This is a genomic window from Arthrobacter sp. efr-133-TYG-120 (assembly GCF_030209785.1).
GTDB lineage: Bacteria > Actinomycetota > Actinomycetes > Actinomycetales > Micrococcaceae > Arthrobacter.
Genome location: NZ_JARVRI010000014.1, coordinates 205,655 through 218,431 on the forward strand (window position 1 = coordinate 205,655; position 12,777 = coordinate 218,431).

At 64.7% G+C, this 12,777-nt stretch carries 17 protein-coding genes; 16 read left to right on the forward strand and 1 reads right to left on the reverse strand.

The features are described from left to right. Window positions 1-55: 55 nt before the first annotated feature. The 6 genes from QRN51_RS09210 (at window position 56) to QRN51_RS09235 (ending at window position 3,859) form a co-directional block, all read left to right on the forward strand. Complete coding sequence (locus tag QRN51_RS09210; protein ID WP_284989589.1) at window positions 56-496, forward strand: helix-turn-helix transcriptional regulator; 441 nt, start codon at window positions 56-58, stop codon at window positions 494-496. Between the two features lie 174 nt (window positions 497-670). Next, the gene (locus QRN51_RS09215) at window positions 671-1,081 is read left to right on the forward strand and encodes a TOBE domain-containing protein (protein ID WP_059388228.1); all 411 of its coding nucleotides are present in this window, start codon (window positions 671-673) and stop codon (window positions 1,079-1,081) included. Next, entirely contained in the window at window positions 1,078-1,890 is an 813-nt protein-coding gene (modA, locus tag QRN51_RS09220) for a molybdate ABC transporter substrate-binding protein (RefSeq protein WP_284989590.1), read from the forward strand. The genes QRN51_RS09215 and modA overlap by 4 nt, the downstream gene beginning before the upstream one ends. Before the next feature lie 66 nt (window positions 1,891-1,956). Further along, a complete protein-coding gene (locus tag QRN51_RS09225) occupies window positions 1,957-2,367 on the forward strand; it encodes a VOC family protein (protein WP_059388226.1) in 411 nt (136 codons plus the stop codon). Between the two features lie 94 nt (window positions 2,368-2,461). Then, window positions 2,462-3,136, forward strand: a complete 675-nt coding sequence (locus tag QRN51_RS09230) for a GAF and ANTAR domain-containing protein (protein WP_059388225.1) — start codon at window positions 2,462-2,464, stop codon at window positions 3,134-3,136. Between the two features lie 9 nt (window positions 3,137-3,145). Then, a complete protein-coding gene (locus QRN51_RS09235; protein WP_059388224.1) occupies window positions 3,146-3,859 on the forward strand; it encodes a GAF and ANTAR domain-containing protein in 714 nt (237 codons plus the stop codon). Between the two features lie 22 nt (window positions 3,860-3,881). On the opposite strand, the gene QRN51_RS09240 is transcribed toward QRN51_RS09235, so the two are convergent. Next, the gene (locus QRN51_RS09240) at window positions 3,882-4,187 is read right to left on the reverse strand and encodes a hypothetical protein (protein WP_284989591.1); all 306 of its coding nucleotides are present in this window, start codon (window positions 4,185-4,187) and stop codon (window positions 3,882-3,884) included. Between the two features lie 150 nt (window positions 4,188-4,337). Between QRN51_RS09240 and QRN51_RS09245 the strand changes: the two genes are divergently transcribed. From QRN51_RS09245 to QRN51_RS09290, 10 genes are read left to right on the forward strand one after another with little or no spacing between them, the layout of a single operon-like run. Then, window positions 4,338-5,234 (forward strand): flagellar motor switch protein FliM, encoded by an 897-nt coding sequence (locus QRN51_RS09245; RefSeq protein WP_284989592.1) that lies wholly within the window; start codon window positions 4,338-4,340, stop codon window positions 5,232-5,234. After that, a complete protein-coding gene (gene fliN / locus QRN51_RS09250; protein WP_284989593.1) occupies window positions 5,231-5,974 on the forward strand; it encodes a flagellar motor switch protein FliN in 744 nt (247 codons plus the stop codon). Before QRN51_RS09245 ends, fliN begins: the two co-directional genes overlap by 4 nt. After that, entirely contained in the window at window positions 5,975-6,487 is a 513-nt protein-coding gene (gene fliO / locus QRN51_RS09255; protein ID WP_284989594.1) for a flagellar biosynthetic protein FliO, read from the forward strand. It begins immediately after the preceding gene. A gap of 44 nt (window positions 6,488-6,531) precedes the next feature. After that, complete coding sequence (fliP, locus tag QRN51_RS09260; protein WP_370872227.1) at window positions 6,532-7,359, forward strand: flagellar type III secretion system pore protein FliP; 828 nt, start codon at window positions 6,532-6,534, stop codon at window positions 7,357-7,359. Next, the gene (gene fliQ, locus QRN51_RS09265) at window positions 7,359-7,634 is read left to right on the forward strand and encodes a flagellar biosynthesis protein FliQ (RefSeq protein ID WP_059388219.1); all 276 of its coding nucleotides are present in this window, start codon (window positions 7,359-7,361) and stop codon (window positions 7,632-7,634) included. Before fliP ends, fliQ begins: the two co-directional genes overlap by 1 nt. Window position 7,635: 1 nt before the next feature. Continuing rightward, the gene (locus QRN51_RS09270) at window positions 7,636-8,394 is read left to right on the forward strand and encodes a flagellar biosynthetic protein FliR (RefSeq protein ID WP_284989596.1); all 759 of its coding nucleotides are present in this window, start codon (window positions 7,636-7,638) and stop codon (window positions 8,392-8,394) included. Further along, entirely contained in the window at window positions 8,394-9,482 is a 1,089-nt protein-coding gene (locus QRN51_RS09275; protein ID WP_284989597.1) for an EscU/YscU/HrcU family type III secretion system export apparatus switch protein, read from the forward strand. Before QRN51_RS09270 ends, QRN51_RS09275 begins: the two co-directional genes overlap by 1 nt. Beyond that, window positions 9,479-11,524, forward strand: coding sequence for a flagellar biosynthesis protein FlhA (locus QRN51_RS09280; protein WP_284989598.1), 2,046 nt, complete (start codon window positions 9,479-9,481; stop codon window positions 11,522-11,524). The genes QRN51_RS09275 and QRN51_RS09280 overlap by 4 nt, the downstream gene beginning before the upstream one ends. Next, window positions 11,502-12,521, forward strand: a complete 1,020-nt coding sequence (locus QRN51_RS09285; protein WP_284989599.1) for a hypothetical protein — start codon at window positions 11,502-11,504, stop codon at window positions 12,519-12,521. Before QRN51_RS09280 ends, QRN51_RS09285 begins: the two co-directional genes overlap by 23 nt. Window positions 12,522-12,525: 4 nt before the next feature. Beyond that, complete coding sequence (locus QRN51_RS09290) at window positions 12,526-12,774, forward strand: carbon storage regulator (protein WP_284989600.1); 249 nt, start codon at window positions 12,526-12,528, stop codon at window positions 12,772-12,774. The last annotated feature ends 3 nt before the right edge of the window (window positions 12,775-12,777 follow it).

Sequence of the window (12,777 nt, forward strand, 5' to 3'; positions counted from 1 at the left end):
CGGGACGGCGTCGGGCACCATGGAAGTGACGGGCGTGCCGAGGTACGCTCGTGGCATGACCCCGGAAGACATCGCCCGGCTCACGTACTTGCGCAAGGCCCGTGACCTGATCGACCGCGAGTACGCCAAGCCTCTCGACGTACCCACCATGGCCAGCCATGCGTTCATGTCACCGGCGCACTTTTCGCGGCAGTTCCGCGCCGCCTATGGCGAGACCCCTTACAATTACCTCATGACCCGCCGGATCGAGCGCGCGATGGCGCTCCTGCGCGGCGGAATGAGTGTCACCGACGCGTGCATGGAGGTCGGTTGTACGTCACTTGGCTCCTTCAGCTCGCGGTTCACTGAACTCGTCGGCGTGCCGCCGAGCACATACCGCGCTCGCGAGCACCTGGCCGTGGCTGCCATGCCCGCGTGCGTCGCGAAGATACGTACGCGGCCCAGCCGAAACGAAGCCAGCAAGCGTCTGGAAGCGCTGGCGGTCGGCGCAGACTGACTCAGGCCGTAGCCGGCCACGACTTCAGCAGAGGTTCCGCCCCGATGGGGCGGGACCTCTGCTGCGTCCGGGACGTCCACTAACCCGGGCAGAGCGCCGCCGGAAATACGAGTCACATTTGATTTGCGGAAGTTTCATAGCGTCACCACCGCATTTGAGGATTATTCTGAAGCCATGCCAAATATTCGAGTATCTGAAGCGGCCCGGTTCCTCGGCGTCAGCGACGACACCGTCCGGCGTTGGACCGAGAACGGCATCCTGACTCCGGTCAAGGATGATTCAGGCAGGCTGGCCGTGGATGGGCTGGAACTTGCCCACGTCGCGCGGGACCAGGCCCAGCTGCCCGAGGATCCCACCCGGGTGGGCCGCTCGGCGCGCAACCGTTTCGTCGGCCTGGTCACCGGCATCACGGCCGACAAGGTCATGGCACAAGTGGAACTGCAGTGCGGTCCCTTCCGTGTCGTCTCCCTCATGAGCAGCGAAGCGGTCCGCGAGCTCGGGCTCGAACTCGGCTCGGTCGCCACAGCCGTGGTCAAGGCCACCACGGTCATCATCGAAACTCCCCAAGGAAAGAGCACCATATGAGGATCATCCCCAAACCTTTCGCCGCGGTGCTCGTCGCCGGCGCCCTCGCGGCCGGCATGACAGGCTGCGGTTCAAGCACTCCCGCAGGCACCGCAAACGGCGGATCCGCCAGCGCAAGCGAAACACCAAAGCTCTCCGGCACGGTGACGGTCTACGCGGCTGCCTCGCTGAAGGCAACGTTCACCAAGCTGGCCAGCGAATTCGAAGCTGCGAACCCGGGTACAAAAGTGGCCCTGAGCTTCGCCGGGTCTTCTGACCTCGTCACCCAGATCACCCAAGGCGCTCCGGCGGACGTCTTTGCCTCGGCTGACACGAAGAACATGGGCAAGCTTTCCGACGCCAAGCTGCTCGACGGAACGGCCAAGAACTTCGCCACCAACGTCCTGACCATTGCCGTCCCGCCGTCCAACCCGGCGTCGATCAGTTCCTTCGAGGACCTCGCCAAGCCGGGCGTCAAGGTGGTGCTCTGCGCCAGCCAGGTACCCTGCGGCTCCGCGGCCCAAACCATCGAAAAGGCCACCGGCACAACCCTGAAGCCCGTCAGTGAAGAGTCTTCCGTGACTGACGTCCTGGGCAAGGTCGCCTCAGGGGAGGCCGACGCCGGACTCGTCTACGTCACCGACGTCAAGGGCGCAGGGGACAAGGTCAAGGGCATCACTTTCCCGGAGTCGGACAAGGCCCTCAACACCTACCCGATCGGCACCGTTGGCACCAGCAAGAACAAGGACCTGGCTGCCGCGTTCATCGCCTTGGTGACGGGAAGCGAAGGCAAGAAGGTGCTCGGCGACGCCGGCTTCGGAACGCCGTGACCCTCCGGAAAGAAGCGAGCAGGATTCAAGAAGCGCTCGTCAACGCCCCGGACTAACGTCGTTGCCATGACTATTTCATTGCAGTACTCACATATCACTGTCAACGATCCCGACGAAGCGCTCACCTTCTACCGGGACGCCCTCGGCCTTGAGGTGCTCAACGACGTCGCGCAAGGCGGATTCCGGTGGGTGACTCTCGGCAGCAAGGACCAGCCGGGTGTTGAAATCGTGCTATCCGAACCGCATGCGGGCCGGTCCAAGGCCGACGGCGACTCCCTCCAGGAGCTGCTCACCAAGGGTGTCCTGGGGCCGATCGTCTTCCGCTCCGACGACGTCGACACGCTCTTCGAGAAGGTCAGGGCGTCCGGCGCGGAGGTCATGCAGGAGCCGATCGACCAGCCGTGGGGTCCCCGTGACTGCGCCTTCCGCGATCCTTCGGGCAACATGGTGAGGATTTCGCAGGCTCCGGCCGCGTAGCTTGGTCTATTCTTAGCGGTGAAGAGCAGCTGTTCCGGTTCCGCGTTCAACCGGGTTCTGCCGCAAAGGAAGATTCGGGGATCTGAGGCTCACCATGGATGCTGGCGCTGAGCTCTGTACGCCGTTTCTGACCCAGCTACCAGTAAGCGGTGCAGCCGTGTCCATGTTCGGCGGGGCCGCGTCGGAGACCCTCGTGTGCGCTAGCGACAAACTGGCGGCCAAGCTTGATGAGCTGCAGTTTGATTTGGGGGAAGGTCCAAGGTGGGAAGCCTTGCGCACCAAGCTCCCGGTTCTTGTCCCCGATGTGCGAAATTCGCATCCGTACTCGTGGCCGGTTTTCAGCAAAGCAGTCCTGGAGACCGAAGCTGCGGCGCTGTTTGTGTTCCCGGTGACCCTGGGCGCTTTGGAGCTCGGGGTTGTGGAGCTCCACAATACGAAACCGGGGAGCCTGAGTTACGCCGATTATGCGACAGCATCGGTCCTTGCCGGCCAAACGGCATGGCATTTGTTGCGAGGGGTTCTGTCGGTGAACTCGCCCGACACAAACCCCGCCGTGGAAGCGGCGTTGATGTCCCGGCGGGAGATCCACCAGGCCACGGGAATGGTCCTGGCACAATCAGGGAGTTCCGCTGCCGATGCACTTTTGTTGATGCGTGCACACGCGTTCGCGCATGCGCTGACATTGCGCGAAACAGCCGAGGCAGTGCTGCAGGGACGCCTGAGTTTTGCCCCGGGGAATGACGCGCACGGCAGCGGCGGTCTGCAGTAATATGGCGACATGGTGACGACAAGCCGCGCCGAGCGCGTCAGCGCGGCCTTCGTAAAGATCACGAACACGTTGGTCGCTGACTACGACGTGCTGGACTTGCTCCATGCGCTCGTCGAGGCATCCGTGGATCTGCTCGATGCCGCCGCCGCCGGGTTGCTGCTTGCAGATCCTCACGGCGAGCTGCAAGTCCTGGCCTCCACCAGCGAGCGAAGCCAGCTGGTTGAAATACTCCAGCTGCAGGCGGGCTCCGGTCCTTGTGTTGAGTGCTACCGGACAGGAACGCCGGTGGTCGTGGAGGACATAGCGTCCTTGACCGGCCAATGGGACGAATTCCGGGCGGCCGCCCTTTCGCAGGGATTCCGTTCCGTCCACGCGGTACCGATGCGCGTTCAAGGAAGAACCATCGGAGCCATGGGTCTATTCGGCGAACGGTCCGGCGCCCTGACGCCCGAGGACGTTGCCATCGGCCAAGCGCTGGCGGACGTTGCGACGATCGGCATCCTGCAGGAACGCACCATCCGCGAATCGGCGGTTGTCAACGAACAGCTTCAGCGCGCCCTGAACAGCCGGGTCCTCATCGAACAGGCCAAGGGGGTCATTGCCTACACTGCCGGAGTCAACATGGAAGAGGCGTTCGGGCGCTTGCGCTCATTTGCACGCGCCAACAACCAGAATCTGCATGACACGGCAGCGCGTGTCATCAACCGGACCCTGACTCTATAGGCGGCAAAGACCGTCCGCCGAGCTAGGGTCTGGTAACCGGGCGAATCCGGAGAAATTCCTGGTGGGACGCTAATTCGATGCCCAGTGCTGCCGCCGAAATGTCCTCGAGAGCATCCATCATCGATTCGAAGGCAGCCCCGTTTCCGGGTTCCGAATTCTCATCGCCGAATTGGATCGACCGGAAGAACGTAAAGCGCGCCACTTTTATTTTTAGCTCCGCGATGAGTTCGTCGATCTCCGCCAACGGGTAATCCCGCCAAGCTTCGGACTCTGCTGTGGCCGCGGGACGCCGGGCGTGGGAGGTGCGGGTGCTGGGGTCGCCTGGCATGATGTGTGATGTCCTCCTGGAGCGTGCGCCGACGATTGGCGCTGCCAGGGTCCAGGGCAACACACTTAGCCTATCCGACATGCCATCACGCGGAAAGGCTCTGATAAATAGTCCCTTACCCCTGCACCTTCCTTGCCGATAGTGGCAACCGTGAGTGAACAGGAAGATCAATCGGCGGGACGGCAGCGCACCGTGGACGTCTATGACTTCCGCAGGCCCACCACCTTGCCGCGACAGCACAGCCGCGTCCTGGAAGTCGCCTTCGAGACGTTCGCCCGCCAATGGGGAACGCAGCTGACGGCCAAGGTCCGCGTGAAGTCCACCGCGACCCTTGAACAGCTCATCATGCAGAGCTACGACGAATACGCCGCATCCCTCCCTTCGGTCACGGCGATGGTGCTGTGCCGCATTGAGGGCAGCGAATCGCGGCTGGTCATGCAGTTTCCTGCCACGGCGGCATTGTCCTGGGTCACCCGCATGCTGGGCGGGGCCAGCGAGACGGCGGTCCCGGATCGTAAGTTCACCCAGATCGAGCAGTCCCTCATCAGCCGCATGGTGGAAGACGGACTCGAGGACCTGAGCTATTCCCTTGGCGCCCTGCTGACCACCCCTGTGCGCATGGACGTTATCCAGTACAACTCCCAGTTCGCCCAAGCCGCGGCTCCGGCAGAGCTCATGATCGTGGCCTCCTTCACCGTGAAGGTGGGCGAAAGCCTTGCCGCAGCCAGCCTCGCGATTCCCGCCGACATCCTCCTTTCCGGGCTTGGCGACGTGAATCCCACTGTCCACAGCCGCGACGCCGAGGCGCTTGTCCGCGCCCAGGTCACCCAGGTGCCGGTGGACGTCGCCATCCAGTTGAGCCCCACCCCGGTGACGCCCGCGCAGATCCTGGGCCTCGCCGTCGGGGATGTCATTCCGCTGCCGCACCTGGAGAACCGGCCGTTCGACGTCGCCATCAACGGCACCCGCCTGGCCACCGCAGCACCGGCCCGCAACGGCTCCCGTGCAGCCGCCGTCATCGTCACAATCGAGGAGAACCAGCGATGAGCATCACCCTGACCCTGCACGAGTCCGCGGCCGAGCGTTTGGCGATGCAGCTGCCGACCCTTGCAACGCTGCGCGTCTCCGGGATTGTCCCGCCCCAAGCCGCTGCGCCATATGCACCCCTCGCGATCACTGCCACTTTCGTCGGCGCCGTGACCGCGGACTTCGCACTCATCCTCACCGACCGTTCCTTCCTTGCCGCTGCCGGCGGGTTGAACGGCGTCGTCTCCGGCGGAGTCGTGTCCGTCGTTGACGTACTGCGCCCCGCGATTGAACACGCGGCTGACGCGTTCGACGCCGGCGTGCTGGGGGAGTTGCGTGAAGAAGACGCCACCGGACTGCTGTCCGACTCCGAAACCGCTGTTTTTGAATTGCGTCAATCTCCCGCGTCCGACGGCGGGCAGGCATTCGGCTGGTTCGCCGTGCGGGTCCGCGAACACGGGACCGTCCAGGACGCGGCCGCCGCACGGAACGCCCAGGTGGGTGCCGTTTCGTCACGCCTCGGACTGATCAGCAACGTCGAAATGGCCCTCACCGTGGAAATCGGCCGCACCCGTATGTCCGTGCGCGACGCCCTCGCCCTGGAACCGGGCAAAGTGATCGAACTGGACCGCTCGGCCGGCGCACCCGCGGACGTCCTCCTCAACGGACGGCTGATTGCCCACGGTGAAGTGGTCGTCGTGGACCAGGACTATGCCGTGCGCATTACCCGCATCCTGGACGTCGCCGAGGGAATCTACTAGATGGATTCGCTCATCCTCGGGCTGCGCGTGCTCGTGGCCTTGGGTGCGGTGCTGGGGTTCATTTGGGTCCTGCAGCGCCGCCTTCTCAAAGGAAAGGCCAAGGGCCGACGCCGGGCCAACACCACGCTGACGGTGGTCAGCCGGCAGAGTGTCGGACAGAAGGCCTCCGTAGTGGTGGTCGACGCCGGCGACAAGCGTTTCCTTTTGGGTGTCACCGAGCACGCGGTCAACGTCCTGCACAGCAGCGACGTCCCCGTGGAGGTTCCGGAGACCGCTCCCGCACCCGAGAGCTTTGCCGACATCTTCCGCGACGCCGGTAGCGCGGCACGTGCGGACAACGGGCCCCAAGCCGGTGCATTTCAAGCCGCTGCATTTCAAGGCAGCGCACTCACGCGCCGCAGCGAGATCCACCGCCGCAGCGAACCGGACAAAACACAGCCCATGCACGGCTCCATCCTTGCCGGTTCCACCTGGCGGCAGGCCGCCGAGGCCATCAGGGGACGCCGGAATTGATCCTGACTCTTGGGCCTGCCGGTGCCCCACGCACCGGCAGGATATTGCTGGCCGTGCGCAGGACACTTCCCGCGGTGCTCTGTGTCCTGGTGCTGACAGCCCTCTTCCTGTGGCTGGGCGCGTCAATTGGACATGCGGCACCGGTCAGCCCGACGCCACCCACCGCGCCCGCGGTTCCCACCGCGCCGGCGCAGCCGTCGAACGGCAACGTCAGCATCAATATCAACGGCCTCGATGGAAAGCCATCCACAGCGGTGGTGACCCTGATCGGGATCACACTGCTCTCGGTCGCGCCTGCCCTGCTGCTCATGATGACCTCGTTCACCAAGATCTTCGTGGTGCTGGCGATGACCCGCAACGCCTTGTCCCTCCCGTCCATCCCGCCCAACCAAGTGCTGGCCGGACTGGCGCTCTTCCTGTCCCTGTTCGTGATGTGGCCCGTGATCTCGGAGATCAACAACGTCGGCATCCAGCCCTACCTGAACGGGACACTGGACTTCAACGGAGCCGTTTCGGCGGGGTCCGCGCCGCTCCAGCACTTCATGGTGGCCCACACCCGCCAAGAAGACATTGCCCTCATGACCCGGGCGGCCAAACTGGATAACCCGGCCAACCCGCAATCGGTCCCGCTACAAACCCTTATCCCCGCGTTCATGATCTCCGAGCTCAGGGCAGCGTTCATCATCGGTTTCGTCATTTTCATCCCGTTCCTGGTGATCGACCTGGTGGTCTCGGCCGCGCTGATGTCCATGGGCATGATGATGCTTCCGCCGGTGATGATCTCGTTGCCCTTCAAAATCCTGCTGTTCATCCTGGTGGACGGCTGGGGATTGGTGATCACCGCCCTGATCCAGAGCTATTCGAGCGGCTGATGGATACCAACGCAGTCCTGGACATTTGCCTCCAGGCCCTGATTCTTGCGGCCAAGCTGGCCGCGCCCGCCTTGGTGACCGCGCTAGTGGTGGGCCTCGCGATTTCCCTCCTGCAATCCATCACCCAGCTTCAGGAAGCCACTCTCTCCTTCGTGCCCAAGGCAGTCGCCGTGGCCGTGGCCCTGGTGGTGTGCGGGCACTGGATGATCACCGAGGCCGTCTCCTTCACCAACGAGCTCTTTGCCCGGATACCCGCGCTGATCGGCGGAGCGTGAAGTGGAGCTGCCCTTCAACCAGTCCTGGCTTGAGGTCCTCTTGTTGGCCTCCGTCCGGATGACGGCGTTCCTGGTGGTGGCCCCGCCCTTCTCGCACCAAACTATTCCGCTGCGGATCAAAGGGATGCTCGGCATCGGATTGGGGCTGGCCGTTTCCCAACGTCTCTCCGCCGGCTACACCTCCAAGGACACCGCCGGCTTCATCACGGCCGCGGTCCTTGAGCTCGTGACCGGGTTGGTCCTTGGCTTCCTCGTTCTGCTCGTCTTCGCGGCCATCCAATCGGCCGGCAGCCTGATAGACCTCTTCAGCGGCTTCCAGATGGCCCAGGGCTTCGATCCCCAGATGATGATCAACGGGGCCCAATTCACCCGGTTGATGCAGATGGCCGCCCTGGCCCTGCTTTTCGCCTCGGACGGCTACCAGCTGGTGATCGGCGGCTTGACCGGGAGTTTCACGGCCTTGCCGCTGGCTGGAGGACTGGATTTGGCACAGCCGGTGCACGCGATGATTTCGGCTGTCACCGGGATGTTCCTCTCCGCGGTGCAAATCGCCGGGCCGCTCCTTGTGGTGTTGGTACTCGCCGATATCGGGCTGGGGCTCCTCACCCGTGTAGCGCCCGCCCTGAATGCTTTTGCCCTGGGCTTCCCGCTCAAGGTCCTCATCACCCTCGGGCTTGCAGGGTTCCTGTTCCTGGCACTGCCGCGCCTCGTTGCCATGCTCGCCGAGCAAGCGGCGAACACACTGATGGGGGTGGGCTGATGTCGGATTCACAAGAGAAAACCGAGCAAGCCACGGACAAACGGATGCGGGAAGTCCGGTCCAAAGGGCAGCTTTCCCGCTCGCAGGACCTCACCGCCTGGCTCGCCGTCGGATCCGCCGCGGCCATGATTCCGTCCACCATCGAGCGTGCCTCCAACGCTGCGGCTGACCAACTGTTCACCGTCCGCGGAGTCATCGCGAACCCCGAGCCCGGCAAAGCCGTCGCGGCGCTCGACGCCGGGTTCGGTTCCCTGGCCCAAGTGCTGGGGCCCCTGTTCGGGGTGGTCATGGTGGTGGTGCTCGCCGGATCCGCGTTGCAGGGCGGCATCCACTTCAAGAAGTTCCGCGCCGAGTTCGAGCACTTCAACCTCCTCAGTGGCCTCAAGCGGATCTTCGGCACCCAGGCACTGTGGGGCGGCCTGAAAGCGCTCCTCAAGACCGCCGTCGTCGGACTTGTCCTTTACGCCGTTGTGCAGGGGCTCATCCCGGTGCTGCTCACTGCCGGGGGACTGCCGGTGTCCGGCATCCTTTCGGCAGCAGTCGGGGGCATCGGTTCGTTGATCCAGTTCGCCGTGCTGGCGGGCCTGGTCCTAGCTGCCGCGGACATCTTCGTGGTCATGCGCCGCAACCGCAAGAAGACGCGCATGTCCAAGAAAGAAATCAAGGACGAAAACAAGAACAGCGACGGCGATCCCCTGATCAAGTCCCAGCGGCGTTCGCGCCAATTGAGCATGAGCCGGAACCGCATGATCAGCGCGATCGCGGACGCCGACGTCGTGATCGTCAACCCGACGCACGTCGCCGTCGCGCTGAAGTACGACGCCGGCAAAGCGGCACCGCGCGTCGTGGCCAAGGGAGCGGGGGTGATCGCTGCCCGCATCAGGGAAGAGGCGGAGGCGACATCGGTTCCGATGGTCCAAGAGATCCCGCTGGCGAGGGCACTGCACTCGGCCTGCGAGCTGGGCCAGGAAATCCCCGTGGAGCTGTACCGGGCCGTGGCGGGAGTCCTGGCGTTCGTCATGTCACTCAAGGCCAGGGGAGCGGCACGCGGAATGCACCGTTTGCCGCAAGAAAGGACACAGCCATGAACAGATTCGCCAGGCTCACCGTGCCGGTGGGAATCGTGGGCATCGTACTGCTCCTAGTTGTTCCGGTACCCGCGCCGCTGCTGGACTTCCTGATCGTCTGCAACATCCTGCTCGCCTTGTTGATCCTGCTCACGAGCATGTTCGTCAAGAAGCCCTTGGACTTCTCCGTCTTCCCGTCGTTGCTGCTCGTGGCCACGCTGTTCCGGCTGGGGCTCAACGTCGCGTCCACCCGGCTGGTGCTGGGACAAGGATTCGCCGGGCAAGTGATCGACGCTTTCGGCAAGGTCACCGTGGGCGGCTCCATGATCATCGGCGCCGTGGTGTTCCTGATCCTGGTGGTCATCCAGTTCGTCGTGGTCACCAAGGGCGCCGAGCGCGTGGCCGAGGTGGGAGCCAGGTTCACCCTCGACGCAATGCCCGGCAAGCAGATGGCCATCGACGCGGACCTCAACGCCGGCCTTATCACTGACGCCCAGGCCCGCAAACGCCGTGCCGAGGTTTCCGCCGAGGCCGACTTCTACGGCGCGATGGACGGTGCCTCGAAATTCGTCAAGGGCGATGCGATCGCGGGCATCATCATTATCATCATCAACTTTGTCGGTGGCATTGCCATCGGCGTGCTGCAGCGCGGCATGAATGTCGGCGACGCGCTGAATTCCTACGGCCTCTTGACCATGGGCGACGGGCTGGTCACCCAGATTCCGGCCCTCCTCATGGCCGTGTCCACGGGCATGATCGTCACCCGGTCCAATGCCGAGGAAGACATGGGCCGCACGGCCTCCTCGCAGCTTATGCAGTCGCCCAACGCCTTGCTCATCGCGGGGCTGGCCGCCGTCGCCATGGCGCTCATCCCCGGCATGCCAGTCGTGCCCTTCCTGCTGGTGGGCGCTGCACTGCTGTTCGGCTCGAGGCGCCTCGAGGCGCAGCAGAAGAAGCACAACGAGGCGGAGGACGCCAAGGAAGCGGCCACCTTAAGCTCCGAAGAAGACCCCAACGAGCGGCTCATGCAGGACATGCGTGTCCACCCGGTCGAGATCCTGCTGGCTCCGGACCTTGTTGACATGGTCTCCGGCGCCTCGGACGACCTCCTGGCCCGCGTCCGTTCCTTGCGCCACAAGATCGCCATGGAGTTGGGGATCGTGATTCCACCCGTCCGCACGCGCGACAACGTCGAGCTGCCGCCGTCCACCTATGCCATCCGCATTGCCGGAGTGGAAGCGGGACGCGGCACGGCGCCGTCGGGCAAGTTGCTGGCCCTCGGCGATTACCTTGACGCCTTGCCGGGTACCTCCACCGTGGAACCTGTCTTCGGGCTGGCCGGCAAGTGGATTCCCACCGAGATGCGCCACAGTGCGGAAATGACCGGAGCAACGGTGATCGACCGGGTTTCCGTGCTGGTGACCCATTTGTCGTCGATCGTGTCCGCCAACGCCGCAAGGCTCCTGACCCGCGAGGACGTCAGGGTGCTGACGGAAGGCGTGCGCAAGCAGAGCCCGGCCGCCGTCGAGGAGCTCATTCCGGGACTGATGTCCCTGGCGGAGGTGCAGCGGGTGCTGCAGGGCCTCCTCGAAGAACAGGTCCCCATCAACGATCTTCCGCGCATTTACGAGGCCCTTGCCCTCCGTGCCAAGGTTTCCACCGAGCCCGAGGCCCTGGTCGAAACCGCCCGGCAATCCCTCGGCCCGGCGCTCGCGGCCAAGTTCCTGGACGGCACGGTGCTCAATGTCATCATGATCGATCCGCTCCTGGAGCAGTCCATGCTTGAGGACATGCGTCCGGCCGAAGGGGGTACCCAGATCGTGATGAGCCAAGCCCGGCTGGATGCCGTCCTGGCCTCTGTGCAGTCTTCGGTGGAGGCCGCGGCAAATGCCGGACGGCAAGCTGTCCTGGTGTGCGCCCCGGCGCTGCGGCCCGCCGTCCGGCGGCTCGTGGCAGCTCCCGACGGCGGTGTTCCCGTGTTGTCCTACCGCGAAGTGACGTCCGCAAACATCCAGATCGAAACCGTGGGGGTGGTCCGCCATGCCGAAGCAATACAAGCTTAAGGGCGCATCCCTGGACGCCATCCGCCAAAAAGCCGAGCAGCAGTACGGGCCCGGGGCTCGGATCGTCGCCGCCGAGAAGGTCACCAACCCCGGAATCGCAGGGCTCTTCGCGGCCAATCGCTACGAGGCCACGATCGAAGTTCCGGCAGCGGGTTCATCCCAACTAGCTAGCAATAGTTGTCGTTCTGACGGCCCAGAACGACAACAACTGCGAGTTAGTTGGGAGGGCCCTGCGGGCGGGGAGGGCCCTGCGGGCGGGGAGGCGCATGCGTTGCAGGGGCCCGCGATCGCCGCGCTCCTGGAGCAAGCCGACGCGGCCGAGATGGACCTGCACCGGCCCGAGGCAGCCGTTTCAACGGCCTCCCCGGATTTTGCCGGGATGTTGGAGCAGTTAGGAAAGGAGTTCCAGGCGCCGGTTTGCGGACCGCAAGGGTTGCCGACCGCGTTGCCGGCGGCCGCCGTCGGGCACCTCGTTCCTGTGGCCGTACCCGTGCCGCTTACCGGCAGCGGCAACCTGATCATCCTGCTTGGCCTCGGCGACGACGCGTTGGGACCAGCGCTGGAAGTGTCCATCGCCGAGGGCGGTTCCGACGTCCGGACAGCCGGAGCGTTGACAGCTTTCGGGCACCTCCACGTGGCGGGGCGCCAGGGCGCGACGGCGGCGCGCGCCCAAGCGGTGCTCACCGGCCAAACCGTGCTGGTGGCGTACGGTCTCGGCCGGCAGGGCGAAACCGTGACGCATGCGGCGGACATCGCGGCGCTCGCCGCAGACCAGTTGTGGCTGGTTGTTGACGCCGGGCGGAAGGCTGAAGACACGGCGGCCTGGGTCCGGGCGCTCTCCGCAGCCCTTGCCGCCGAGGGAGTCACGGTTGACGCCCTTGCTGTTTTCGGCGCGTCGGAGACCGGAAGTCCCGAGACGGTCAACGGGCTGGGTCTCCCCATCGGGTGGGTGGACGGCAAGCCCGCCCGCGTTGCCGTGCTCGGAAAGGTAGATTGAGAGCATGCTGGTACTGACACGCAAGCCGGGCGAACAGATCATGATTGGTGAGGACATTGTCATCACCGTCATGGAAGGCCGCGGCGACGGCGTGCGGATCGGGATCGAGGCACCCCGAGGGGTGTCCATCCAGCGTCGCGAAGTGGTCGAGGCGATCGCCGCTGCCAACCTCGCTGCTGCCCAGGCCGGCCCCGAAGCCGAGGAGCTCGTCGCCGGGCTGCGTCCGCCTGTCCGGAAACCGGGCAAGGACTAGGCC